The following is a 24,399-nucleotide window of genomic DNA, read 5'->3' on the forward strand; positions in this document are numbered from 1 at the left end:
GCGCGGACGACCACGGCGGAGCGCCGGGCGGGCGCGGTCGCCTACGGTTCCTCCCGCCAGCCCTCCCACTCCCCCGCGAACTCGTCCAGCTTCCCGGCGTCCAGCCGACCCCCCTCGTCCCGCAGCAGCACCAGCCACTGCGCGTCCTCGGCGTCGTCCTCACCGGCCAGCGCGTCCCGCACCAGGCGCGGTTCCTCCGTCACCCCGAACCGCTCAGCGAGCGCCTCGGCCACCTCCTCCGCGGCGTCACGGTCGGGCAGCACCAGCACATGTCTCACATCACTCACGCCCGCCATTCTCCGTCCCCCGCACCCGCGGCACCCGCGCCAGCTCCATCCCGAACCACTCCCGGTACGCCGCCAGCACCTCCCCGTCGTCACCCAGCTCCCGCGCCTCCGACACCGCCCCGTCCACGCCCGTCACCTTCAGCTTCCGCCCGCTCAGCGTGACCCGCCCACCGTCCTCGGTGAGCCGGGAGCACACCAGGGACCGCGTGAAGTGCGACTCAGGCGAGGTCCGGTGCCACCACGCCCCGGCGACGAAGTCACCCAGCGCCCGTGGCCGTACCTCCAGCCGGTACTGGGCCGTACCGTCCTTCACCACGTCCACGTCCCCCTCCGCCACGTCCACCAGCCGGAACACCCCGGCCGCGTCCACCTGCTCCCCGCGCTCCCGCCACGCCAACGGCCCGTTGCTGAGCCCACCGAACCCGACGTCCGCGAGCCACTCCCCGCCGTCCACCGTGCCCACCCGCAGCGCGAGGTGGTCGTACGGGACGCCGAGCCCGCCGCCCGGTACGTGCACCCGCGCCGCCAGCAGCGTGACCTCGAAGCCCAGCGCGGTGAGCAGCGCCGCGAACGCCCCGTTCAGCTCGTAACAGAACCCTCCCCGGCGCCCGCCCAGCACCTTGCCCAGCAGCCGCTCCTCCGTCAGCACGATCTCCTCACCGAGGTGGATCGACAGGTTCTCGAAGGGCACGGTCTCCAGGTGCCGCAGATGCAGGGTGCGGAGGGCGTCGGCGGTGGGCCGGGCGGGGCGTTCGGCCCCGAGCCGGTCGAGGTAGGCGTCAGTCTGCGCGGAATTCATGACCCCAGTCTCCGTCGTCCGCCACCCGCAGTTCTCCCTTCTCCGTCGCCACCGCCACCGCCCCGTCCCGGTCCGTCCGCGCAACCCACGCCCCGCCCGCCCGCAACGCCGCGACCGTCGCCGGAGCCGGATGCCCGTACGGGTTGTCCGCGCCCGCGGAGACCAACGCCAACCGCGGCGCCACCGCGCGTATCAGCTCCGGGTCCTGGTACGCCGAGCCGTGATGCGCGACCTTCACGACATCCACCCCGTCCAGCGCCGCAGCCGCCGGGCTCCGCAACAGCGCCCGCTGGCCCGGGGGTTCGAGGTCCCCGAGGAGCAGGATCCGCAGTCCTGCCGTACTGACCAGGAGGGTGACACTGGCGTCGTTGGGTCCGTCAAGGTCGTGCGGGCCGCTCATCGAGTCCATCTGCCGCGGTGGCCACAGCACCTCCCAGGAGAGGACCCCCGCGCGCCGCCGATCCCCCGCGACGGCCGTCCTGACCGGCACACCACGCGCGCTGGCCTCCCGTCGTACGAACCCCGCCTGGTCCGCCGGCTCCGCCAGTCCCGTCGTCTCGATCACCCCCACCGAACGGCCTCGCAGCACCCCCGGCAGCCCCGCCACATGGTCGGCGTGGAAGTGCGTGAGCAGGACCAGCGGGACGCTGGTGATGCCCAGGTCCCGCAGGCAGCCGTCCACCAGGCCCGGGTCGGGCCCGGCGTCCACGACCACCCCGGCGCCGCCCCCGGCCGCCAGCACCACCGCGTCGCCCTGCCCCACGTCGCACATCACCAGCCGCCAGCCCGGCGGCGGCCAGCCCGTGAGCGCCCTGGTCAGCGGGGGTGGCCGCACCACCGCCAGCACCAGCAGCAGCCCGCAGACACCGCACAGCCAGGGGTGCCGTGACAGCCGCCGTCCGACCAGCACGGCCACGGCGACCACCAGCCCCAGCAGCGCCGCCCCCGTCCAGTCGCCCGGCCAGTCGACGCCCGCGCCCGGCAGCGCCGCCCCGGTGCGCGCCACCTGGGCGAGCCACTCCGTGGGCCAACCCGCCAGCCACGCCGCCGCCTTGGCGACCGGCATCGCGAGCGGTGCCGCCGCCAGCGCCGCGAAGCCCAGCACCGTGGCCGGTGCCAACGCGAACTCCGCCAGCAGGTTGCACGGCACCGCCACCAGGCTCACCCGCCCCGACAGCATCACCACGACCGGCGCGCACAGCGCCTGCGCCGCGGCAGCCGCCGCCACCGCCTCCGCCAGCCTCGGCGGCACCCGACGCCGTCGCAGGGCGGCGCTCCAGCGCGGGGCGAGGGTGAGCAGGGCGCCGGTGGCCAGCACCGAGAGCAGGAACCCGTAGCTCCGGGCCAGCCACGGGTCGTACAGCACCAGCAGCAGGACCGCCGTCGCCAGCGCCGGGATCAGCGACCTGCGCCGTCCGGTCGCCAGGGCGAGCAGCACCACGGTCCCGCAGGCCGCCGCCCGCAGCACGCTCGGGTCCGGTCGGCACACCACGACGAAGGCCAGCGTGAGCACGCCGCCGAGCAGTGCCGTCGTCCGCAGGGAGACGCCGAGCCGTGGCGCCAGCCCCCGGCGCTCACTGCGCTGCGCCAGGCCAGGCGGTCCCAGCAGCAGGGCGAGGACGATCGTCAGGTTGCTGCCGGACACGGCGAGCGTGTGGGCGAGGTCGGTCTCCTTGAACGCCTCGTCCAGCTCGGGCGTGATCCGCGAGGTGTCCCCGACCACCAGCCCCGGCAGCAGCGCCCGCGCGTCCGGGGGCAGCCCGTCGGTGGCCGCCCGCAGCCCGGCCCGCAACCGTCCCGCCAGCCGCTGCGGCCCCGACGGCTCCCCCGTCACCCGGGGTGCCGTCCGCTCGCCGACCCGCAGCACCGCCGCGATCCGGTCGCCGCCCGTCAGCGGTGGCGCCAGCCGCCCCGTGACCCGCACCCGGGTCGACGGCAGCAGCCCGAGCCAGGCCGCCCGCGCCGACCCGCCGCCGTCTGAGAGGCGGGCGTCCGCGTCGACGATCAGCAACACCGGCGTCCGCGTCACCGCCATGGCCCCACTCGTCATCGCCCCGCCCGAGACCGCCACACCCCGTACCCGCGCGCCGACCAGCACCCTGCGCTCCGGCATCCGGTCGCCCGTGACCCGGGGCCGGGAGAGTCGGGGGTCGGAGGTGACCTCGACCTCCGCGGTCACCGTGGCGTACCGGGCCGCCAGCCCCGGCACGGGTCCCCGGCGCAGATCGGCACCGTGCAGCCCGGCCGACGCGGCAGCCGCGGCGACACTGAGCAACGTCGCCCCCACCGCGACGGCGATCGAGCCGCCGTCCGCGCCGGGCGTCCCGTACCGGCGTCGGCGCCGTACCCACAGCAGCACCGCCACCGCCACCAGTACGCAGACGGCGACGGCACCGGCCACCCTGCCCGGTGGTGCGTGCAGGGTGAGCGCCGCCGTGGCCCAGGCGGCGAGCGCGGGCGGCACGAGACGCAGGTCGGTCGGGCCCTCCTGCCTGGGGTTGGCGGCGCCGAGCCGCTTGCCCGAGGCCGCGTGCACCGGCTGGCGGGCGGGAGGCGCGAGCACCCGCTCGTGGGGGCTCATGGCCGTACGAGGTCCCGCAGGTCGGCGTACCGCCCGTCGCCGATGCCCTTGACCTCCCGCAGTTCGTCCACCGAGCGGAAGCCGCCGTGCTGGGTGCGGTAGTCGATGATGTGCTGGGCCAGCACGGGGCCGACGCCCGGCAGGGTGTCGAGCTGCTCCGCGGTGGCCGTGTTCAGGGACACCGGGGCGACGGGCGCGGCTCCCGGAGAGGCAGCGCCGCCCCCAGTCCCGGCGACCCCCGGAGCGGGCGTGGGCCCCCCGACGACCACCTGCTCGCCGTCCACCAGGAACCGCGCCCGGTTGAGCCCCTCGGTGGCCGTACCCGGCCGGACCCCTCCGGCCGCCTCCAAGGCGTCCATCACCCGTGAACCGGGCGGCAGCCGGTGCACCCCGGGCTCCCGCACCTTGCCGCTGACGTCGACAACGATCTCGCCCGCGGACGCACCGGACGCACCGGACGCACCCGCAGAGCTGACCGCCCTCGGCACCCCCGACTCGAACGGCTCCGCCGCCCGCACCACCTCCGGCGCCCGCACGGGCTGGGTCCGCCCGGTCCAGAAGTGCTGCACGGCGAGGACGGCCGCCGCGACCAGCAGCACGGTCAGCGCGACGACGCTCCTCGGCCGCAGGCCGCACCGCGCCTGAAGCCACACCGGCATCCGCTCCCGCACGGCCAGCCCCACCCGCGCCGACGCGGGCCCAGACCTCGGCTCCGGCTCGGGCGGCCCGCTCCCCGACTCCCGCCGCTCCCCGGCCCGTTGCGCGAACATCGCCTCAGCGCGCCGCCGCGTCTCCTCAGCGGCCGAAGTCGTAGCGGAAGGCGTAACCGCAGCCGTAACCGACGTCGTAGCCGAAGCCGAAGCCGGTACCCACCTGTGCCGCACCCGCCCATCAGACGCGGGCCCCCGCCCCGGACCACAAGCCGCGGCAGCGCGCCGCACACGAGTCCCGGCAGGCGTACCTGAAAGTGATCGAAGTTCCATGCACCGAGCATCACCCGCCCACCCCCACCCGCGACGGCCTCACCCAAGTTCCGTGGACTACCGCCCGGTTGTGGACAACACCGTCACCCACACGCGTGAAGCACGTAAAGCACGTGAAGCACCGGAAACGCGTGACGCACCGTCACCGCGGCGACACCACAACCCCCAACAACCCAGGCCCCGTATGCGCCCCGATCACCGCCCCCACCTCGCTCACATGCAGGTCCGCCAGCCTCGGCACCCGGGCCCGCAGCCGGTCCGCCAGCGCGGACGCCCGGTCGGCGGCGGCGAGGTGGTGGACGGCGATGTCGACCTCGGCGTTGCCCGCCCGGTCGGCCGCGATCTCCTCAAGGCGGGCGATGGCCTTGGACGCGGTGCGCACCTTCTCCAGCGGTTCGATCCGGCCGCCCGCCAGTTGGAGCAGCGGCTTCACCGCGAGCGCGGAGCCGAAGAGGGCCTGCGCGGCGCCGATCCGGCCGCCCCGGCGCAGATAGTCGAGGGTGTCGACGTAGAAGTAGGCGGAGGTGCCGGACGCCCGCTTCTCCGCGGCGGTGACCGCCTCGTCCGCCGTGCCGCCCGCCTCCGCGGTCTCGGCGGCGGCCAGCGCGCAGAAGCCGAGCGCCATCGCGATCATGCCGGTGTCGACGACCCGTACCGGCACGGGCGCCTCGCGGGCGGCGAGCAGGGCCGCGTCATGGGTGCCGGACAGCTCGGCGGACAGGTGCAGGGAGACGATGGCGCTGGCGCCCGACTCCGCGACCTTGCGGTAGTGCTCGGCGAAGAGCTGGGGGCTGGGGCGCGAGGTGGTGACCGGGCGTCGCTTGTGGAGCGCCTGGGCCAGGGAGCGGGTCGAGATCTCGGTGCCCTCTTCGAGCGCCCGGTCGCCGAGGACGACGGTCAGGGGGACCGCCGTGATGCCGTGCCGCTCCATCGTCCGTGGCGGCAGGTAGGCCGTTGAATCGGTGACGATCGCGACATGGCGGGACATGAGCTGGAGGTTACCTGCCGTAGTGCCCGCGCGGCAGTCCGGGCCGGTCCGCCCGGAGCGCGGTGGCGGGATCAGGTGGTGCTCTCGGGGCGGGTCTTCTTCTGCCAGGGGTAGGTGAGGCGAGGGCCCGGCGGGGTGATCGCGGGGCGCGTCGGCTCCTCGGCGGCGCGTGCGCGCGGTGTCTCCGCCCCGGTCTGGCGGGCCGCCGTACCGGCGTCGGCGGCCTCCTGCCGCGGAGGTGTGGCCGAAGTCGTCGTCGGGGTGTCCGTGGTCGTCCAGTGCCGCAGGGCGCCGCTCTCCATGTCTATCTGGGCGCTGAGCGAGTCCAGGTCGTCCTCGGCGAAGTGGCGGGCCCGGTCGCGGGCGGCCCAGCGCAGGGAGTCGGCGGAGTGTGTGATGCGGCGGGTGCGCTCGCGCAGGGCGGGGAGCCGCTCGGTGAGGGTGGCGCGGTCCGGTTCGGACTCCAGGCGCCGCAGCTCGTCGTCCAGTTCGTGCCCGTGGGCGCTGAGGCGCTGGAAGAGGCTGAGGGCCTCCTTCAGCGACTCGTCCTCGGCGGCGCCCGTCTGGAGGGCCTCCTTGGTGGCCCGCATCGAGGTGCGCAGGCTCAGCCGCAACTGGGCCAGCTCGCCCACCGGGCCGGGCTGGGCGAAGGACTTGGCGCGCAGGGTGTGGTCCTCGACGGTGCGGCGGGCCTGGGTGAGGGTGCGGTCCACGCCGCGCTTGGCGGCGCCGACGGCCTTCACCGTGGCGTAGGCGCCGAGCACCATGAACATCACGAAGAGCAGGGCGAAGACGGCGATCACTGCTTCCACGGTGCTCCTCCTCCGACCGGCCCTGGCGTCAACCGCGCCACTTCTCAACGGTAAACGGAACGGGCAGGCCCGGAGTTCCAGAAAAACCCCGAACCTGCCCGTAGGGGACTACCCCGAGTCCCCTCGAAGGCTTGGCACCTACGCCGGAACGATGTTCACCAGCTTCGGCGCCCGCACGATCACCTTCCGGATCCCGGCCCCGCCCAGCGCCGCGACGACCTTCTCGTCCGCCAGGGCGACCTTCTCCAGCTCCGCCTCGGAGATCCCCGGCGGCACCTCCAGGCGCGCCTTGACCTTGCCCTTGACCTGCACCACACAGGTGACGGTCTCGTCGACGACGTACGCCGGGTCGGCGACCGGGAAGTCCTGGTGGACGACCGAGTCGGTGTGGCCCAGCCTGCGCCACAGCTCCTCGGCGATGTGCGGGGCCAGCGGCGCGACCAGCAGCACCAGCGCCTCGGCGACGGACCGCGACAGCGGGCCGCCCACCTTGGTCAGGTGGTTGTTCAGCTCGGTGACCTTGGCGATGGCGGTGTTGAACCGCATCCCCTCCAGGTCGCCGCGCACCCCGTCGATCGCCTTGTGCAGCGCGCGCAGGGTGTCCTCGTCGGGCTCCGCGTCCACCACCGTGACGGCGCCGGTCGCCTCGTCGACGACGTTGCGCCACAGCCGCTGCAGCAGCCGGAACTGGCCGACCACCGCGCGCGTGTCCCACGGCCGGGAGACGTCCAGGGGGCCCATCGCCATCTCGTACAGGCGCAGGGTGTCGGCGCCGTACTCGGCGCAGATCTCGTCGGGCGTGACCGCGTTCTTCAGGGACTTGCCCATCTTGCCCAGCAGCCGGGAGACCTGCTCGCCCTGGTAGTAGTAGGCGCCGTCGCGCTCCTCCACCTCGGCGGCCGGTACGGCGATGCCACGGCTGTCGCGGTAGACGTACGCCTGGATCATGCCCTGGTTGAACAGCTTGTGGAACGGCTCGGCGGACGAGATGTGCCCCAGGTCGTACAGCACCTTGGACCAGAAGCGGGCGTACAGCAGGTGCAGTACGGCGTGTTCGGCGCCGCCCACGTACAGGTCGACGCCGCCGTGCGGCTGGCCCTCGCGCGGGCCCATCCAGTACCGCTCGATCTCCGGGTCGACCAGCTTCTCGCTGTTGTGCGGGTCCAGGTAGCGCAGCTCGTACCAGCAGGAACCGGCCCAGTTGGGCATGGTGTTGGTCTCGCGGCGGTACTTCTTCGGGCCGTCGCCCAGGTCCAGGGTGACGTTGACCCAGTCCGCGTTGCGCGACAGCGGCGTCTCGGGCTGGGTGTCGGCGTCGTCCGGGTCGAAGGTGCGCGGCGAGTAGTCCTCGACCTCGGGCAGTTCCAGCGGCAGCATCGACTCGGGCAGGGCGTGGGCGGTGCCGTCCTCGTCGTAGACGATGGGGAAGGGTTCGCCCCAGTAGCGCTGGCGGCTGAACAGCCAGTCGCGCAGCCGGAAGTTGACGGTGCCCTCGCCGATGCCGGAGCGCTCCAGCCACTCGGTGATGCGGGCCTTGGCCTCGACGACGCCCAGGCCGTCCAGGGAGACGTCCGCACCGGCGGAGTTGACGATCGTGGCGTCGTAGGAGACGAAGGCGTCGTCCCACGCGGACGTGTCGGTGCCCCGGCCGTCGGTGGGCTCGACGACGCAGCGCACCGGCAGTTCGAAGGCGCGGGCGAAGGCGAAGTCACGCGTGTCGTGCGCGGGGACGGCCATGATGGCGCCGGTGCCGTAGCCCATCAGGACGTAGTCGGCGATGAAGACGGGGATCTTCTCGCCGTTGACCGGGTTGGTGGCGTAGGCGCCGGTGAAGACGCCGGTCTTGTCCTTGGCCTCGGCCTGCCGCTCCACGTCGGACTTGGAGGCGGCCTGCGCGCGGTAGGCGGCGACGGCCTCGGCGGGCGTGGCGTGGCCGCCGGTCCACACCTCGTGGGTGCCCTCGGGCCACTGGTCGGGGGTGAACTTCTCCACCAGCGGGTGCTCGGGCGCCAGCACCATGTAGGTGGCGCCGAACAGGGTGTCCTGGCGGGTGGTGAAGATGGTGATGCGCTCACCGTCGATGGGGAAGTCGACGCGGGCGCCCTCGGAGCGGCCGATCCAGTTGCGCTGCTGCAGCTTGATGGCCTCGGGCCAGTCCAGCTCCTCCAGGTCGTCCAGCAGCCGGTCGGCGTAGGCGGTGATGCGCATGTTCCACTGGCGCAGCTTGGCCTTGAAGACGGGGAAGTTGCCGCGCTCGGAGCGGCCGTCGGCGGTAACCTCCTCGTTGGCCAGGACGGTGCCCAGCCCGGGGCACCAGTTGACGGGCGCGTCGGAGGCGTAGGCCAGCCGGTACTCGCCCAGGACGTCGGCGCGTTCGGCGGCGCTCAGCGCGCCCCAGGAGCGCCCGCCGGGCACCGCGCGCTCACCGGACTCGAACTGGGCGACCAGCTCGGAGATCGGGCGGGCCTTCCTCGCCTCGGGGTCGTACCAGGAGTTGAAGATCTGGATGAAGATCCACTGGGTCCACTTGTAGTAGTCCGGGTCGATCGTGGCGAACGACCGGCGCTTGTCGTGCCCCAGGCCCAGGCGGCGCAACTGGGCCTTCATGTTCTCCATGTTGGCCTCGGTGGACACGCGCGGGTGCGTGCCCGTCTGCACGGCGTACTGCTCGGCGGGCAGGCCGAAGGCGTCGAAGCCCAGGGTGTGCAGGACGTTGTGGCCGGTCATGCGCTGGAACCGGGCGAAGACGTCGGTGGCGATGTACCCCAGGGGGTGGCCGACGTGCAGGCCCGCACCCGAGGGGTACGGGAACATGTCCATGATGAACTTCTTGGGCTTGGCGGCCAGCTCCGGGTCGCCCGCCAGGTCGCCGCTCGGATTGGGCGCGGCGTAGGTGCCCTCGGCGTCCCAGAAGTCCTGCCAGCGTGCCTCGATCTCGGCCGCGACGGCGGCCGTGTAGCGGTGCGGCGCGGCCACCTCTGCGGTGACAGCGGGGTTCGTCTCGCTCATCGTCCTCAAAGCTCCATCGATCGTCTTCGCCAACTGCTGCGGTTGTCCGGAGGGGTCCGGAAACGAAAAATCCCCTCGCATAGGAGGGGACGCCGCGCCGAGTCCGGCCACTCGTTCCGACGGTGGCCGGTGCTGGTCAGCGCGGCTCGCTAAGCAGAAGGCGTACGGCACGCATGGCGTCAGGGTACCGCAGCCGTCGAGGCGCCCGCGACGGCACCGGACGCTGAACGGAAGTCAAATATTACTTCGCGTAACACCCCACACCCGCACATCACCACAACCCGATCACCCCTTGATAACAACGCAATAACTCAAACCTCGTACCCATCGGTACGGCGCGACCTAGAGTGCGGCAGCGGGACCGCTTTCCCGATACCGCTCGGAGTTGCCCCCATGAACCCTCCTCGTAGTACCCGCCCCCTCCCCCAACGGGGCACCTCGCCCGTCGTCAGCCGGGGAGGCACGTCATGACGACGGACAGCACGGTCGACGACCGGATAGTGGAGTACCTCAACTTCGGCGCGGGCGTCCTGTCGCTCGTCTGCCTGAGCTGCTCGGTGATCTGGGGCCTGGTCGCACAGGACCGGATCCTGCTGGACGCCCGGCGACGCATCCTGGCGCAGGCGGTGCACCGGACCACCGCGCTCGCCTCGCTCGTCTTCCTGGTGATCCACATCGTGGTCAAGCTGATGCTCGACCACACCTCGCTGATCGCCGCGTTCATCCCGTTCGGGCTGGCGTTCACCGACGACGAGGTGGCCACCGGCCGGACCTTCCTCATCGGCCTCGGCACCCTGGCCGCCCTGCTCATGGCCTTCGTCGCCGTCACCGGCCTGGTCCGCAACCGGTTCGCCTCCCCGGCGCCCGTCGCGGCCCGCTGGCGGGCGATGCACATGCTGGCCTATCCGGCCTGGTGCGCCGGTCTGGTCCACGGGCTCTACGCGGGTCGAGCCGCCGCACCGCTGTTCATGACCCTGTACGCGCTGTCCGTGGTGTTCGTCGGCGGCGCGCTCGCCCTGCGCGCCGCGCCCCGCCCGGTCAAGCGCCGGGTGGCCGACAAGATCACCGCCCTGTTCGACGCCGAGCAGCAGCCCGCCCGCGACGACCTGGACGCCAGCCGCACCCGCGCGACCGCCGACGCCACCGCGCTCCCCGGCCACGAAGGCACCCGGCCCGGCTACGACAAGACCCCCTCCGGCTACGACAGCACCCCCGCTGGCTACGGCGACCAGCGCGCCGGAGCGCCCCGGCAGCCGCCCCCCGAGCCCGCCCACGGCTTCGCCGCCGCCTACCGGGCCGTCTCCCGGCCCTCCCGCGCGCGCGAGCCCTTCGCCGCCGGTCCCGCCGACCAGACGGCGCCCCTGCCGCTGCCCGACCTCCAGCCCACCCAGACCGTGCCGCGCGTCGAGCAGGGCGGCGCCACCGGTTCCTGGCCGGTGCCCTCCCCGCCACCGGTCGGCGAGGCCCCGCCCTCGGCCTACGACCCGCTCCAGGACACCGGATACAACATCCCGACCTACGACAATCCGGGCACCACGGGCTACGCGTCGAGTGATGTGTACGACACCGGTGAGACGAACACCCTCTACGGCACGTACATCCCCAGCGACACGTACGACAACAGCGGTCCCGCCACAGAAACACTCCCCACCGGTGCGTCCTACGACTTCGACGCACCGGGTTCGGGCGAACCATGGAACACCCCGTCCGGAGGCTTTTAGTGAACGAGGCCCTGCCCGACGTCCCAGAAGTCCGCGTGGTCGGCCTTCCTCAGCTCACGTCGGGCTTCGACCTTGTGGAACGACTCGACCTGCCCATGCACCTCAAGGTGCACGGGCCGCTCGAACCGATGGGCGGCGAACAACTCGCGAAGCTCGCCGAGAACATCAACCTGAAGGGCCGCGGCGGCGCGGGCTTCCCCTTCCACAAGAAGCTGCGCGCGGTCGCCGAGTCGGCGATCAAGCGCGGCGTCCGGCCGGTCGTGGTCGTCAACGGCAGTGAGGACGAACCGGCCTGCCGCAAGGACACGGTGCTCATCAACCGTGCCCCGCACCTCATCCTGGACGGCGCGCTGCTGTGCGCCGAGGCCCTGGGCGCCCGCACGCTCGTGGTGGGGGTCACCCGGGAGTCCACCCAGCGCTCCATGGAGGCCGCGCTCGCCGAACGCGGCCTCAGCAACGGCCGCCGATCGGCCCTCCGCGCGCGCGTGCAGCGCAATCCGGTACGGATGGTCACCGGCGCCGCCGCCTCCCTCATCCGCTCGATCGACGGCGGCCCGGCCATCCCGCCGGGCCGCAAGATCAGCGCTTCCAAGAGCGGCGTCGGCGGCGCGCCCACCCTGCTGTCCAACGCCGAGACCTTCGCCCAGCTCGCCATCGCCGCCCGCATCGGCCCCGAGCGCTACGGCAACACGGGCCTGTACGACGAGCCGGGCACCGTCATGCTCACGGTCTCCGGCGCGGTCGCCCGCCCCATGGTCCTGGAGGTGCCCACGGGGGTGCCGCTGCGCTACGTCCTCCAGCTCGCCGGCGCGCCGCCGGTGCCGCAGGGCGTGCTCACCGGCGGCTACCACGGCAAGTGGATCGACGCGGCGACCGTCAACGAGGCGATCGTCTCCCGCAACTCCCTGGACGCCGTGGGCGGTTCGCTGGGCGCGGGAGCGATCCTGCCGATCAGCCAGGACACCTGTCCGCTGGGCGAGTCGCTGCGGGTCGCCCAGTGGCTGGCGGAGGAGAGCTCGGGCCAGTGCGGCCCCTGCTACCTCGGCCTGCCCGCCGCCGCCCGCGGGCTGGAGGACATCCTCAACGGCGGCGGCCCGGCCGCCCTGGAGGCGGTCAAGCAGGTCGCGAGGAACGTCAAGCGGCGGGGCGCCTGCTCCCACCCGGACGGCTCCGCGATGTTCCTGGAGTCGACGCTGAAGGCGTTCACCGACGACCTGGCCGCCCATGTCCTCGGCAACGGCTGCGGACGGCGCGTGGCGGGCGTCCTGCCGCTGTTCGAGGGCGGCAGGGCCCCCACGGGCATCCCGGGCGGCGGCGAGTCCCAGGACAACGGCCCCAGCCGTCAGAAGATCCACGTCGACTGGACGCTGTGCCGGGGCCACGGGCTGTGCGCGGACATCCTGCCGGAGGTCTTCGAACTGGGCGCGGACGGCTTCCCCACGGTGGCGCAGGCGTCCGTCCCGCGCTACGCGGAGGCCAAGGCGATGCGCGCGGTGCGCCGCTGCCCGGCCCTCGCCCTGCGCATCGAGGAGGACACGCGCGCGCAGGAGGCCACCCGCAACAACCTGCCGGTGCTCTCGCAGGGGCGGGGCCGCCGCGCGCTCGGCCGCTGAACGGGAGGGCCCGGGAGGGTCCGCAACGTGAAAGATCCCGCCGGATCGTACTGATCCGGCGGGATCTTCCTGCTGTCCTGTGGAGCTAAGGAGAATTGAACTCCTGACCTCCTGCATGCCATGCAGGCGCTCTACCAACTGAGCTATAGCCCCTTGCTGTTCCGCCCGGTCTCCCCGGCGGCGACGCCAACACTACAGGTCCCCCCGGTGGAGCACCAAATCGTTTCCGTCGGGTCCGTCAGGCCGTCAGGCCGTCAGGCCGTCACGAACGAGTAGAACCGCTTGAGCGTGCAGTGCTCCTCCAGGAGCCGCCCGTAGATCGGCTCTCCCTCCAGTTCGCGGTAGGTCTCGATCGGGTCGCCTTTTATGATCAGCGCCCGCGCGCACTCCTCGCACCAGTACTGGTAGTCGGGGTTGACCGGCTCCATGTCGCGGACGATCGGCGTACCGCTGCCGCACCAGTCGCACTTCCGCCTGTGTGCACCCATCGATCAGCTCCAGCAGTGGCCGCAGGCCGTGCACACGTAGGAGATCCCACCGTTGTCGCCGAGGACCTGGGCGACATGGGCGGAACCGCAGGAAGGGCAGCGGAGCCGGGTGGCCGTGCTCCGCGTCAACGCCGCTTCGCCAGGGAGGTGGCCGACCTCCCCGAGGATGCTCGCAGGCATCGCTACTCCCTCCCGTCGGGCCGCGTCCCCTTCCGGCCGTTTGATTCTGCCACGAGCGGACCAACACGGTCAGCGACGCCTGGGTTCCAGTCCGGACACGGCAGCCACCGGGAGCGCCCGCACAGAGGTATACGCCTCTCACGGCCCACGTGCTCAACGGGAAACGAAAGATCCCGCCCCCTGCGGGGACGGGATCTTCACCGGGTGTGGAGCTAAGGAGAATTGAACTCCTGACCTCCTGCATGCCATGCAGGCGCTCTACCAACTGAGCTATAGCCCCGGGTGCTCCCCGGTCGGCCGGGCGAACAAGAAGAACTTTAGCCTGCGACCTGCCGGAAAGTGAAATCCGGGTCCCGGGCCCGGTGCCTGTCCAGGGCTCAGTCGTCGTCGCCCAGCACCGGCTCCGGCAGCGTGCCCGCGTTGTGTTCGAGGAGCCGCCAGCCGCGGGCGCCCTCGCCGAGGACGGACCAGCAGCAGTTGGACAGGCCGCCGAGGCTCTCCCAGTGCCGGGAGTCCAGGCCGAGCAGACGGCCGATGGTGGTGCGGATGGTGCCGCCGTGACTGACGACGACCAGGGTGCCGTCCTCGGGGAGCTTCTCGGCGTGCCGGAGCACCACGGGGGCGGCGCGCTCGGCGACCTCGGTCTCCAGTTCGCCGCCGCCGCGGCGCACCGGCTCACCGCGCTTCCAGGCGGCGTACTCCTCGCCGTACCGGGCGATGATCTCGTCGTGCGTGAGGCCCTGCCAGACGCCCGCGTAGGTCTCCCGCAGGCCCTCCTCGTGGGTGACGTCGAGGCCGGTGAGGGCGGCCAGCTCGGCGGCGGTGTCCGCGGCCCGCTGGAGGTCGGAGGCGACGATCGCGTCCGGCCGCAGCGAGGCGAGCAGCCGGGCGGCGCGGCGGGCCTGGGCGACGCCGGTCTCGGTGAGTTCGACGTCGGTGGTGCCCTGGAAGCGGCGGTCGACGTTCCAGGACGTCTGCCCGTGCCGCCACAGGATGACGCGGCGGCCCCGGCCGGAGGGCCGGGACTCAGTGGACCCTGCGGACCCCGTGGCCCCGGCGGCCCCTCCGGTGGTGCTCATCGCCACTCACCGCCCGTCTCGGCGGCCTCCTCGGCGGCCTGGAGCTTGGCGTGCTCCTGGGCCTTGCCGCGGGTGGCCTTGGCGTCGGCGGGCAGGTCCAGCTCGGGGCAGTCCTTCCACAGCCGCTCCAGGGCGTAGAAGACGCGCTCCTCGCTGTGCTGGACGTGGACGACGATGTCGACGTAGTCGAGCAGGATCCAGCGGGAGTCGCGGTCGCCCTCACGGCGCACCGGCTTGGCGCCGAGTTCCTTCTGGAGGCGCTCCTCGATCTCGTCGACGATCGACTTGACCTGGCGGTCGTTGGGCGCGGAGGCCAGCAGGAAGGCGTCCGTGATCGACAGGACGTCGCTGACGTCGTAGGCGATGACGTCGTGCGCCAGTTTGTCAGCGGCTGCCTGGGCGGCGGTGCTGATGAGGTTCAGGGAGCGGTCGGTAGCGGTCACTGCATGGCTTTCCGTCGGTGGTCACTTGACACCAAGGGTCTCACGGACGGCGAGGGGCGCCCCGGGTATTCCGGGGCGCCCCTGACCGGCGGGTACTACGACGCCGGGTCGTAGTCCTGCCCGAGGACGACGGAGACGCTCGCGTTCGCGGCGACGTCGCCCTTGGCCACGGCGCTGTCGGGCAGGTTCAGCGTCTTGGCGACCTCCTCGGCGTCGGCCTTGTCGGCGGCGTCGGCGTAGAGCACCTTGGAGGTGGCCTGCGTGGTCTCCTCGGTGGTGCCGCCGAGGAAGGTGAAGCCGCCGTTGAGCAGGACCACGCGCGCGTTCTCGGTGTTGTCCTTCTCACCGCTGGCGTTGCGCACCGAGACCCGCACGGCCGCGCCCTGGTCGGGGCTCTTGGCGGTGCCGCCGAGGACGTCCTTGACGACGCTGTCGCTGGCCTCGGCACTGAGGGTGCCGTCGTCCTGGACGGGCAGCAGCGCCGTCTTGTGGTCGCCGCCCTTGGCCAGCTCGGACATCTTGGCGAGGAAGGCGCCGAGGTCCTTGTCGGTGAGGGACGGGTCGAGGATCTGCGCCAGCGTCTGCACGGTGACCGTCGCGACCTGCTGGTCCGAGGACAGCTTGCGCAGCACGCCCTGCATGACCTGCCCGAACCGCTCGAGCTGGGCGTTCTGGGCCTCGCCGGAGGCGCGGTAGGTGGCGTAGGCGACGGCCATCTTGCCGCTGAGGGTCTGGTCCTCGCCCTTGCTGACCAGCGGCGAGGTGCCCTTCTTCTTGGCGGCCGGGTCGGGGACGTCGGCGTTGGTGTCGATGTCGATGTTGCCGACGAGGTCGACGAGGTTCTGGAGGTAGGGGGTGTCGAGGCGCCAGGTGCCCTCGATGTCGGTGCCGAGGGCGGAGTCGAGGGCCTCGCGCGTGCCGGAGGAGCCGTCGTCCTCGACGGACTTGGCGAGGGTGGTCGTGGTGCCGTCCTCGCCGGTCAGGGCGAGGGAGTTGGGCAGCAGGACGGTGGTCGCCTGCTTCGTGGTGGTGTTGTCGACGAGCAGCGCGGTGGAGGTGCCGCCCTTCTTGGTGTCGTGCAGGTGGACGACGATCACGTCCCGCTTCTGGGCGCCGGTGGCGGTGGTCGTGCCGGTCTTGTCGTCGGAGGAGGACACGCCGGGCAGCTTCCCGGCGTACCAGAGGTAGCCGACGCCGCCGACGGCGGCCAGCGCGAGGACGACGACGAGGGCGACGACGCGGCTGCGGGCGCGGCGCCTGGCCTCCTCGCGGCGCTCGGTGCGGTTCTCGGTGAACTTCAGCCAGTCGATGACGTCCTCGGAGTCGCCGTCGGGCTCCTCGACGAACGCGAACTGCTCGGTGCGGTAGTCGCGGTCGTCCTGACCGTCGCGGTGGTCGTCGGGGTCCTCGCCCGGCCCGGACGCGTACCGCGGGTAGTCCTGCTCCGGTCCCGCCTGCTGGGGGATGTAGGCGGTCTGCTCGGCGACCCGGGGCTGCTGGCCGGTGCCCGCGGCCTGCCCGTAGGGGTCGTACGGGTCTGGGGTGCCGTACGACGGCGGCACGGGCGGCTGCTGCCCGGTGCCGTAGGGGTCGTACCCCGTTCCGCCGCCGGAGGTGTACGGGTCGTAGCCGTAGCCCTGCTGCTGGGCGTAGGGGTCGTACGCCTGCTGCGGGGTCTGCTGGGCCGGTACCTGCCGGTACACGGGTTGCCCGTACTCGTCGTAGCCGACGAGTTCGTACTGGTCGCCCCCGTAACCAGCGTCGTATCGGTCGTTCACCGGTGCCCCTCTCGGCTCATTCGCCGCGGTACAGCTCACGTTTGGCGATGTAGCGCACGACTCCGTCCGGCACCAGATACCAGATGGGGTCGCCCTTGGCGACTCTCGCACGGCAGTCGGTGGAGGAGATGGCGAGCGCGGGGACCTCGACCAGCGAGACCCCGCCCTCGGGGAGCCCGGCGTCGTTGAGGTGGTGGCCGGGCCGGGTGACGCCGATGAAGTGCGCGAGGGAGAACAGTTCGGGCGAGTCCCGCCAGGTGATGATCTGGGCGAGGGCGTCGGCGCCCGTGATGAAGAACAGGTCCGTGTCGGGGTTGAGTACCCGCAGGTCCCGCAGGGTGTCCACGGTGTAGGTGGGGCCGCCGCGGTCGATGTCGATGCGGCTCACCGAGAACTGCGGGTTCTCGGCGGTCGCGATGACCGTCATCAGGTAGCGGTCCTCGGCCGGGGAGACCGTGCGGTGGCTCTTCTGCCACGGCTGGCCGGTGGGGACGAACACCACCTCGTCGAGGTGGAACTGCGCCGCCACCTCGCTGGCCGCCACCAGGTGCCCGTGGTGGATCGGGTCAAACGTTCCGCCCATGACACCGAGACGACGCTTCCCGCCACTCGTGTCACTCGCCGGACCGGTAGGCATGTCCTGCTCTCCCATGCGTGCAGACACTACCGGCCCGGCCTGTGGGGGCCCGGACGGGCTGGCTGCCGGTCAGCGGTCGCGGTTGAAGAGGGTGGTGATCCACAGCAGGAGCATCAGGGCGAGGAAGGCGCCGCCGCCGGTGACCAGGGGGCTGAGGCTCTCGTGGTTGCCCCCGTGCTCCTCGCCCTCGGCGGCGAGGGTGACCAACTGGGCAGCGTGGCTGTAGAAGCTCATCTTCGGCAGGACCTATCCGGTGTGGGCGGGATAAAGACGTCGGCTCATCGTAAGCGTCGGCCACGGCGGCGATCACGGCGACTCCGCCATCGGCGCCGGGACGTCGGCGGGGTGCCACCGGGACGTCGTGCCGGGCGTGGGGAACCTTCGCGTCGGCTCAGTCGTCCTTCTGCTTGTAGCCCCGCAGCAGGAACCACGCGGTCAGCGCACAGCCCAGCACCATCACGACGAGCACGACCCGGAGCAGATTTCCGGCCCCCTGCTGCTCAGCGGCGTTCGCGGCCTGGGCGAGCCAGGCGGCGGCGGGGGTGTGGTCCATGGCGCGGGCTCCTTCGGTGTGGTGCCCGTCCACGGTAACTCCGCCTAGGCTGGGCACTGCCTCGGGGGCAGCCAGAGCACTTGAGACGCTTGGGGGAAGACATGTCCGACGACGGCCACCAGCAGGACGGGCACGAGCACGTGCCGAGCAGGCAGCGCAGGCGCTTCCCCGGAATCTCCTCGCGCGCCTACGAGCATCCCGCCGACCGTTCCGCCCTGGTCGCCCTGCGCAAGCTGAGCGGCTTCGACACCGTGTTCAAGGCGCTCAGCGGCCTGCTGCCGGAGCGCAGCCTGCGGCTGCTGTTCCTCTCCGACTCGGTCCGCGTCTCGGACCGGCAGTTCGCCCACCTCAACGACATGCTGCGGGACGCCTGCTACATCCTGGACCTGGAGAAGGTCCCGCCGATGTACGTCAACCAGGACCCGCAGCCCAACGCGATGTGCATCGGTCTGGACGAGCCGATCATCGTCGTCACCACCGGCCTGGTCGAGCTGCTCGACGAGGAGGAGATGCGGGCGGTCATCGGCCATGAGGTCGGCCACGCGCTGTCCGGGCACTCCGTCTACCGCACCATCCTGCTCTTCCTCACCAGCCTCGCCGTGCGCGTGGCGTGGATCCCGCTGGGCAGCGTCGCGATCATGGCGATCGTGACCGCGCTGCGGGAGTGGTTCCGCAAGTCGGAGCTGTCCGCCGACCGCGCCGGGCTGCTGGTCGGCCAGGACCTCCAGGCGTCGATGCGCGGCCTGATGAAGATCGCGGGCGGCAACCACCTGCACGAGATGAACGTGGACGCGTTCCTGGAGCAGGCCGAGGAGTACGAGGCGGGCGGCGACCTGCGCGACTCCGTACTGAAGATCCTGAACGTGCTGCCCCGCTCCCACCCCTTCACCACGGTCCGCGCGGCCGAGCTGAAGAAGTGGGCGGCCTCCCGCGACTACCAGCGGATCATGGACGGCCACTACCCGCGCCGTGATGAGGACAAGGACGCCAAGGTCTCCGACTCCTTCCGGGAGTCCGCCGCGCACTACGCCGGTCACGTCCGCAACTCCAAGGACCCGCTGATGAAGCTGGTCACCGACATCGCGGGCGGCGCCGGAGACCTGGGCAGCCGGGTGCGGCGCGGCTTCGGCGGCTTCACCGGCACCGGCTCGACGGGCTCCGGCGGCGCCACGGGCACGAGCGGCAGCACGGGCAGGACCGGCACGACGGAGGCCCCGCCCAGGGACGACGAGCCGCCGCGCGACGAGCAGTGACCCCCGTGTCCGGCCGCTTGTGGGTCCCTCAGTAGATCCGCCGCTGGTCCGCGGCCCTCAGACCTTCGGCTGGGCCTGGTCCGCCAGCGTCCCGCACAGCGCCGTCGTGCCGCCGGTGGCGTACGGGTCCGTGCCCGCCGGGGCGCCGCCGGTCGCCTTCTCGCCCGCGAGCAGCGGGCGCAGGTGGTCGGCGGAGTCGGCGGCGCAGGCCAGCGGCCCGGCCTGGGTGGCGGAGCCGACGAGCTGGGTCTGGTGCAGACGCAGGTCGTCGCGGTCGAAGCGGAAGTGCAGCTCACGCCGGACGGTGAACAGGGACGCCTCGGCGTCCGCGTCGGCACCCGCGGGCCGCAGCGCGTAGACGAAGGTGTGGTCCGAGACGACCTCCAGCGTGGCGGAGTCGGCCTCGCTCACCCGCAGGCTGCCGCGCACCCGGATCTCGTCGTCGGCCAGCTCGGCGAGGGCGGGGTCGAAGCGGACCAGCCAGCCGGTCGGCGCGTGCCGCCCGTCGGCGGTCGGGTGCTGGAAGCTGCGGTCGAACTGGTCGAGCTGGTCCCCGTCGACGAGGATCCGCACGGGCCGCACCTGCTCCCCGGAGAGCACCTCCGGGTAGAGCGAGGAGCGCACGATGTAGTCCTTGGCGGTGGTCAGCGCGTTGACGACCTGCCCCTCGGAGAAGTTCGCGGTGCGCCGCGAGGCGGGCAGCGTTATGCCCCCGGCGCCGAGCCGGAACTGCGCGGCGGGGCTGCTGGCGAACAGCCGATCCACGTCGGCGGTGCCGGGCACCTCGCCCCGGGGCGCCAGCGGCACGACGGTGGAGCGCAGCGGCTCCACGGGGGTGCGGGCGGTCTCGGGGTTGCCGTAGGGGTTGCGGACGCCCATGTAGAGGGCGGCGCTGAGGGCGATGGCGATCATCAGCACCAGGATCAGCGCCTGCCGGGACAGGCTGCGGTGCACGTGCGCGCGGCTGCGCAGGGCGACGGCCGGGGCGTGCTCGGTGGTCCGCTCGTGCGCGGAGAACTCCTGGAGGCGGGCAGCGCGGACGAACGACTCGTCGAAGACGACGGATCGGTACTCGTCCTCCGTGCCTGGGGGTACCCCGTCGGGCGTCCCCTCAGGCTGGTCTCCAGGCCCACCCATACCTTCAGGGTAGGTCTGCGGAGCGCACGGTAAACGCCTGGCTACGCGCCAACTTGTGGCGGGTTCCGGTCGCTTTCCGCGCGCCGTGTCCGACCGGGCCGGTCAGGGCGTGCGGGGCACCGCGGAGACGGGTGGCTGGGAGTGTTCGGCCGGGACGGAGGGCGCGACCGCGCCGCCCTGTTCCGGGCCGGTCGAGGCGGGCGGCGGGCTGGGCTGCTCGTCCCGGCTGGCGGAGGCGCCGCGGTAGACCGCGGCGAACGCCAGCACGACCATGCCGACGCCCATGACCAGGGCGAGGACCCAGGCGACGGGGCGGTGCCAGCGCGCGTGCTTGCCGTAGGGGCCGAAGCGGCCGGGCCCGTAGTGGCCGTCCTCGAAGAGGTCGGGGTCGTCCGGGTCGTACTCCGGATCATGGCCGAAACCGCTCGGGCCGTAGACGTCGTCGTAGTGCTCGCCTCTGAGGCGGCCACGGCGGGATTCGGCCTCGGTGGCCTCGGCTCTCGCCTCGGCCGCGGCCAGGAGGCGTTCGACGGCGGTCGGCTCGTGGACGGCCGCCGCGCGTACGAAGTCCTCGTCGAAGACCACGGAGGCGAACTCTTCGTCCGACACCCCGCGGTCGTGGTCGTCGTCGGGCATCCAGCCGTCAGGAGACGGCGTGCCCCCCACGTCCTCCGGCACGGGTCCAGAGTAGACCTGGGGGGTCAATTTGGGCAGACCGTATGGAAATTCATCCACGTGCCGAGCGCATATGCCCGGCCCCGGTTCAGCGGCGTACGTGCCCGTCGCCGGTGACGATGTACTTGGTGCTGGTCAGCTCCGGCAGGCCCATCGGGCCACGGGCGTGCAGCTTCTGGGTGGAGATGCCGATCTCCGCGCCGAAGCCGAACTGGCCGCCGTCGGTGAACCGGGTGGAGGCGTTCACGGCGACCGTGGTGGAGTCGACCAGCTGGGTGAACCGGCGGGCCGCCTGCTGCGAGGTGGTGACGATCGCCTCGGTGTGACCGGAGGTCCACAGCCGGATGTGCTCCACGGCCCGGTCGAGGGAGTCGACGACGGCGGCGGCGAGGTCGTGGGAGAGGTACTCCGTCTCCCAGTCCTCGGCGGTCGCCTCCACGACGGTCGCCCGGGAGTCCTTCGCGTACGCCAGCACCCGCTCGTCGGCGTGCACGGTCACCCCGGCGTCGGCGAGGGCGTCCAGCGCGCGGGGCAGGAACTCGGCGGCGATGTCCTGGTGGACCAGGAGCGTCTCGGCGGCGTTGCAGACGCTCACCCGCTGGGCCTTGGAGTTGATCAGGATGTCGACGGCCATGTCGAGGTCGGCGTGCGCGTCGACGTAGACGTGGCAGTTGCCGGTGCCGGTCTCGATCACCGGGACGGTGGACTCGCTGACGACGGTGCGGATCAGGGAGGCGCCGCCGCGCGGGATCAGTACGTCGACCAGGCCGCGGGCGCGCATCAGCTCGCGCACGCTGTCCCGGCTCTCGCCGGGCACGAGCTGCACGGCGTCGGCGGGCAGCCCGGCGCCGCCCACGGCGTCCCGGATCACCCGGACGAGGGCGGTGTTCGACTCGTAGGCGGAGGCGGAGCCGCGCAGCAGGACGGCGTTGCCGGACTTCAGGCAGAGCGCGGCGGCGTCGACGGTGACGTTGGGGCGGGCCTCGTAGATGATGCCGACGACACCGAGCGGGACGCGGACCTGGCGCAGGTCGATGCCGTTGGGCAGCGTGGAGCCGCGCACCACCTCGCCGACCGGGTCGGGCAGCGCGACGACGTCGCGGACGTCGGAGGCGATGGCGCGCATCCGCTCCGGCGTCAGGGTGAGCCGGTCGACGATCGCCTCGCTGGTCCCGGCCTCGCGGGCCCTGGCCACGTCCTTGGCGTTGGCCTCGACCACCTCGCTGGTACGGACCTCCAGCGCGTCCGCGATGGCGAGCAACGCGTCGTCCTTCGCGGCCCGCGGCAGCGGGGCGAGGTCGGCGGCGGCGCCCTTGGCCCGGTAGGCGGCCTGGGTGACCGGGGACATGGAGTCGTACGGCGAGAGCGTGGTCATGGGGGAAGGGTAGTGCGCCGATACGGGCCGATTCCGGCCCATCCCAAACCCCGAGACACCCCGGGACAGCCTGGGGCACCTCGGGGAACGCCCTAGAACGGGTGTACGCCGACCGGGGACGCCGGGGGTGGGCCGTAGCCCTCGGCGACGCGCTGGTGGTAGGTCGCGCGGTCGATGACCTCCAGGCCGACGATCTCCCACGGCGGCAGCCCCGCGGTCTGCCGGTGCTCGCCCCACAGCCGCAGCGCGACGGCGGCGGCGTCGTGCAGGTCGCGGGCCTCCTCCCAGTAGCGGATCTCGGCGTGGTCGCGGGCGTAGCGGCTGGTCAGCAGGAAGGGGTGGTCGTGGGCGAGCTGTTCGAGGGCCCGGCGGACCTCGGGAAGCGGGGCGGCCTCGCCGGAGACGCTGAGGGTGACGTGCCACAGGCGCGGGGTGTCCTCGGGCCGCTCGCCGCCCGAGCCACCGGGGCCGCCCGTGCCGCCGGAGCCGTCCGAGCCGCCCGTGCCCCCGCCGTCGTACCGGTCGCCCGCGGCGACACTGGTCAGGGCGCGCTCCTCACCGCGCGCGCGGCCGAGGCCCCCTCCGGCACCGCCACGGGAGGCCGCTGCCCCCGGGCGCACTCGTCTCACGGCGGCCTCCTTCGTGCGGTGTCCCGCGGTGTCCGCGGGACGTCGGCGGAATGTGTCCCTGAGACAAAGTTGAGCAGGCCGCAAGGGCTCGCGGGGCACTTTCGCGGAACGTCCACCTCAGGGCGGGTCCCTTTACGGGCCGTTCTCCCTGTTTTCGGCCGGTGGCAGGGCGACGGCCGCGCAGGACGGGCGACGGCCGCGCAGGCCGGGGCAGGGCCGCGTACGCCTCAGCCGTGCAGGATCACCAGGTCATCCCGGTGGACGACCTCCCGCTCGTACGCCGGTCCCAGCTCACGGGCGAGTTCGCGGGTGGAGCGGCCGAGCAGCCGGGGGATCTCCCGGGCGTCGAAGTTGACCAGCCCGCGCGCGACGGCGTGCCCGTGCCCGTCGCGCAGTTCGACGGGGTCGCCCGCGCTGAAGTCGCCCTCGACGGCGGCGATCCCGGCCGGGAGCAGTGAGGTGCGGCGCTCGACGACCGCGCGCACCGCGCCGTCGTCCAGGGTGAGCGCGCCCTGCGGGGCGGAGGCGTGCTGGAGCCAGAGCAGGCGGTCGGCGGAGCGCTTGCCGGTGGGGTGGAAGTAGGTGCCGGTGTCCTTGCCGGTCAGCGCGTCGGCGGCGTGCACGGCGCTGGTGAGCACCACGGGGATACCGGCGGCGGCGGCGATCCGGGCGGCCTCGACCTTGGTGACCATGCCGCCGGTGCCGACGCCCGCCTTGCCCGCGCTGCCGATCTCCACGTGGTCGAGGTCGGCGGGGGCGCGCACCTCGGCGATGCGGGAGGTGCCGGGCTGGCTGGGGTCGCCGTCGTAGACGCCGTCGACGTCGGAGAGCAGCACCAGGAGGTCGGCGCGGACGAGGTGGGCGACGAGGGCGGCGAGCCGGTCGTTGTCGCCGAAGCGGATCTCGTCGGTGGCGACGGTGTCGTTCTCGTTGACGACGGGCAGGGCGCCCATCGCGAGGAGCTTGTCGAGGGTGCGGGAGGCGTTGCGGTGGTGGGCGCGGCGGCTCATGTCGTCGCTGGTGAGCAGGACCTGGCCGACGCGGACGCCGTAGCGGGCGAAGGAGGCGGTGTAGCGGGCGACGAGCAGGCCCTGGCCGACGCTGGCGGCGGCCTGCTGGCGGGCGAGGTCCCGGGGGCGGCGGCGCAGCCCGAGCGGGGCGAGTCCGGCGGCGATGGCACCGGAGGAGACCAGCACGATCTCCCGCTCGCCGCCGCTGCGGCTCTTGGCCAGCACGTCCACGAGCGCGTCGACGCGGTCGGCGTCCAGGCCGCCGGACGCGGTGGTCAGCGACGAGGACCCCACCTTGACGACGATCCTGCGGGCCTCGCTCACGGCCTGCCTTGCCCCTGCCACTGGCTCTTCGTCCCCTCGCGTCGC

At 72.7% G+C, this 24,399-nt stretch carries 23 protein-coding genes and 2 tRNA genes; 3 read left to right on the forward strand and 22 right to left on the reverse strand.

Translation table 11 applies throughout. The features are described from left to right. Positions 1 to 41: 41 nt before the first annotated feature. The 7 genes from ACFQZ6_RS12030 to leuS all read right to left on the reverse strand — a co-directional run bounded on the left by ACFQZ6_RS12030 (position 42) and on the right by leuS (position 9,459). The gene (locus ACFQZ6_RS12030; protein ID WP_381607520.1) at positions 42 to 287 is read right to left on the reverse strand and encodes a hypothetical protein; all 246 of its coding nucleotides are present in this window, start codon (positions 285 to 287) and stop codon (positions 42 to 44) included. Then, positions 280 to 1,086, reverse strand: a complete 807-nt coding sequence (locus ACFQZ6_RS12035; RefSeq protein ID WP_381607521.1) for an arylamine N-acetyltransferase family protein — start codon at positions 1,084 to 1,086, stop codon at positions 280 to 282. Before ACFQZ6_RS12035 ends, ACFQZ6_RS12030 begins: the two co-directional genes overlap by 8 nt. Beyond that, positions 1,067 to 3,667 (reverse strand): ComEC/Rec2 family competence protein, encoded by a 2,601-nt coding sequence (locus ACFQZ6_RS12040; protein WP_381607522.1) that lies wholly within the window; start codon positions 3,665 to 3,667, stop codon positions 1,067 to 1,069. Before ACFQZ6_RS12040 ends, ACFQZ6_RS12035 begins: the two co-directional genes overlap by 20 nt. Beyond that, complete coding sequence (locus ACFQZ6_RS12045) at positions 3,664 to 4,650, reverse strand: helix-hairpin-helix domain-containing protein (protein WP_381607524.1); 987 nt, start codon at positions 4,648 to 4,650, stop codon at positions 3,664 to 3,666. Before ACFQZ6_RS12045 ends, ACFQZ6_RS12040 begins: the two co-directional genes overlap by 4 nt. Positions 4,651 to 4,792: 142 nt before the next feature. Next, entirely contained in the window at positions 4,793 to 5,638 is an 846-nt protein-coding gene (locus ACFQZ6_RS12050; RefSeq protein ID WP_381607526.1) for a DegV family protein, read from the reverse strand. Between the two features lie 71 nt (positions 5,639 to 5,709). Beyond that, positions 5,710 to 6,450 carry a hypothetical protein gene (locus ACFQZ6_RS12055; protein WP_381607528.1) on the reverse strand — a complete coding sequence of 247 codons (741 nt, stop codon included), beginning with the start codon at positions 6,448 to 6,450 and terminating at the stop codon, positions 5,710 to 5,712. Positions 6,451 to 6,588: 138 nt separating this feature from the next. After that, positions 6,589 to 9,459, reverse strand: coding sequence for a leucine--tRNA ligase (gene leuS / locus ACFQZ6_RS12060; RefSeq protein WP_381607530.1), 2,871 nt, complete (start codon positions 9,457 to 9,459; stop codon positions 6,589 to 6,591). Positions 9,460 to 9,926: 467 nt separating this feature from the next. On the opposite strand from leuS, the gene ACFQZ6_RS12065 reads away from it, so the two are divergent. Continuing rightward, on the forward strand, positions 9,927 to 11,180 hold the full coding sequence (locus ACFQZ6_RS12065) for a cytochrome b/b6 domain-containing protein (protein WP_381607532.1): 1,254 nt from the start codon (positions 9,927 to 9,929) through the stop codon (positions 11,178 to 11,180). After that, complete coding sequence (locus ACFQZ6_RS12070) at positions 11,180 to 12,793, forward strand: NADH-ubiquinone oxidoreductase-F iron-sulfur binding region domain-containing protein (protein ID WP_381607534.1); 1,614 nt, start codon at positions 11,180 to 11,182, stop codon at positions 12,791 to 12,793. The genes ACFQZ6_RS12065 and ACFQZ6_RS12070 overlap by 1 nt, the downstream gene beginning before the upstream one ends. Before the next feature lie 80 nt (positions 12,794 to 12,873). Here the strand turns inward: ACFQZ6_RS12070 and ACFQZ6_RS12075 are convergent. The 10 genes from ACFQZ6_RS12075 to ACFQZ6_RS12120 form a co-directional block, all read right to left on the reverse strand. After that, positions 12,874 to 12,946, reverse strand: a tRNA-Ala gene (locus ACFQZ6_RS12075). Between the two features lie 101 nt (positions 12,947 to 13,047). After that, positions 13,048 to 13,281 (reverse strand): hypothetical protein, encoded by a 234-nt coding sequence (locus ACFQZ6_RS12080; RefSeq protein WP_003976229.1) that lies wholly within the window; start codon positions 13,279 to 13,281, stop codon positions 13,048 to 13,050. A 3-nt stretch (positions 13,282 to 13,284) separates the two neighbouring features. Continuing rightward, positions 13,285 to 13,461, reverse strand: a complete 177-nt coding sequence (locus tag ACFQZ6_RS12085) for a hypothetical protein (protein ID WP_381607537.1) — start codon at positions 13,459 to 13,461, stop codon at positions 13,285 to 13,287. Positions 13,462 to 13,668: 207 nt separating this feature from the next. Continuing rightward, positions 13,669 to 13,741 (reverse strand) — tRNA-Ala (locus tag ACFQZ6_RS12090). A gap of 97 nt (positions 13,742 to 13,838) precedes the next feature. After that, positions 13,839 to 14,540, reverse strand: coding sequence for a histidine phosphatase family protein (locus tag ACFQZ6_RS12095; RefSeq protein WP_381607539.1), 702 nt, complete (start codon positions 14,538 to 14,540; stop codon positions 13,839 to 13,841). Beyond that, positions 14,537 to 14,983 carry a ribosome silencing factor gene (rsfS, locus tag ACFQZ6_RS12100; protein ID WP_381607541.1) on the reverse strand — a complete coding sequence of 149 codons (447 nt, stop codon included), beginning with the start codon at positions 14,981 to 14,983 and terminating at the stop codon, positions 14,537 to 14,539. The genes ACFQZ6_RS12095 and rsfS overlap by 4 nt, the downstream gene beginning before the upstream one ends. A gap of 95 nt (positions 14,984 to 15,078) precedes the next feature. Beyond that, positions 15,079 to 16,761, reverse strand: coding sequence for a LytR C-terminal domain-containing protein (locus tag ACFQZ6_RS12105; RefSeq protein WP_381607543.1), 1,683 nt, complete (start codon positions 16,759 to 16,761; stop codon positions 15,079 to 15,081). A gap of 16 nt (positions 16,762 to 16,777) precedes the next feature. Further along, complete coding sequence (gene nadD / locus ACFQZ6_RS12110) at positions 16,778 to 17,413, reverse strand: nicotinate-nucleotide adenylyltransferase (RefSeq protein WP_381607545.1); 636 nt, start codon at positions 17,411 to 17,413, stop codon at positions 16,778 to 16,780. Between the two features lie 54 nt (positions 17,414 to 17,467). Then, complete coding sequence (locus ACFQZ6_RS12115; protein ID WP_381607548.1) at positions 17,468 to 17,632, reverse strand: hypothetical protein; 165 nt, start codon at positions 17,630 to 17,632, stop codon at positions 17,468 to 17,470. A 157-nt stretch (positions 17,633 to 17,789) separates the two neighbouring features. Beyond that, positions 17,790 to 17,951 carry a hypothetical protein gene (locus tag ACFQZ6_RS12120; RefSeq protein WP_381607550.1) on the reverse strand — a complete coding sequence of 54 codons (162 nt, stop codon included), beginning with the start codon at positions 17,949 to 17,951 and terminating at the stop codon, positions 17,790 to 17,792. Between the two features lie 101 nt (positions 17,952 to 18,052). Here ACFQZ6_RS12120 and ACFQZ6_RS12125 point away from each other — a divergent pair, with 101 nt between their 5' ends. After that, on the forward strand, positions 18,053 to 19,204 hold the full coding sequence (locus tag ACFQZ6_RS12125; protein ID WP_381607552.1) for a M48 family metallopeptidase: 1,152 nt from the start codon (positions 18,053 to 18,055) through the stop codon (positions 19,202 to 19,204). A 57-nt stretch (positions 19,205 to 19,261) separates the two neighbouring features. Here ACFQZ6_RS12125 and ACFQZ6_RS12130 read toward each other — a convergent pair whose 3' ends face one another. The 5 genes from ACFQZ6_RS12130 to proB form a co-directional block, all read right to left on the reverse strand. Next, positions 19,262 to 20,341 carry an SCO2583 family membrane protein gene (locus ACFQZ6_RS12130; RefSeq protein ID WP_381607554.1) on the reverse strand — a complete coding sequence of 360 codons (1,080 nt, stop codon included), beginning with the start codon at positions 20,339 to 20,341 and terminating at the stop codon, positions 19,262 to 19,264. A 102-nt stretch (positions 20,342 to 20,443) separates the two neighbouring features. Then, the gene (locus ACFQZ6_RS12135) at positions 20,444 to 21,019 is read right to left on the reverse strand and encodes an SCO2584 family spore wall biosynthesis protein (protein WP_449334074.1); all 576 of its coding nucleotides are present in this window, start codon (positions 21,017 to 21,019) and stop codon (positions 20,444 to 20,446) included. Positions 21,020 to 21,104: 85 nt separating this feature from the next. Then, a complete protein-coding gene (locus ACFQZ6_RS12140) occupies positions 21,105 to 22,391 on the reverse strand; it encodes a glutamate-5-semialdehyde dehydrogenase (protein WP_381607558.1) in 1,287 nt (428 codons plus the stop codon). Positions 22,392 to 22,483: 92 nt separating this feature from the next. Next, positions 22,484 to 23,020: a hypothetical protein gene (locus tag ACFQZ6_RS12145; RefSeq protein WP_381607560.1), complete on the reverse strand. Its 537-nt coding sequence runs from the start codon at positions 23,018 to 23,020 to the stop codon at positions 22,484 to 22,486. Between the two features lie 227 nt (positions 23,021 to 23,247). Next, positions 23,248 to 24,354, reverse strand: a complete 1,107-nt coding sequence (gene proB / locus ACFQZ6_RS12150; RefSeq protein ID WP_381607562.1) for a glutamate 5-kinase — start codon at positions 24,352 to 24,354, stop codon at positions 23,248 to 23,250. Positions 24,355 to 24,399 lie beyond the last annotated feature (45 nt).

The organism is Streptomyces flavalbus, from assembly GCF_042674625.1.
GTDB classification, from domain to species: Bacteria; Actinomycetota; Actinomycetes; order Streptomycetales; family Streptomycetaceae; genus Streptomyces; species Streptomyces flavalbus.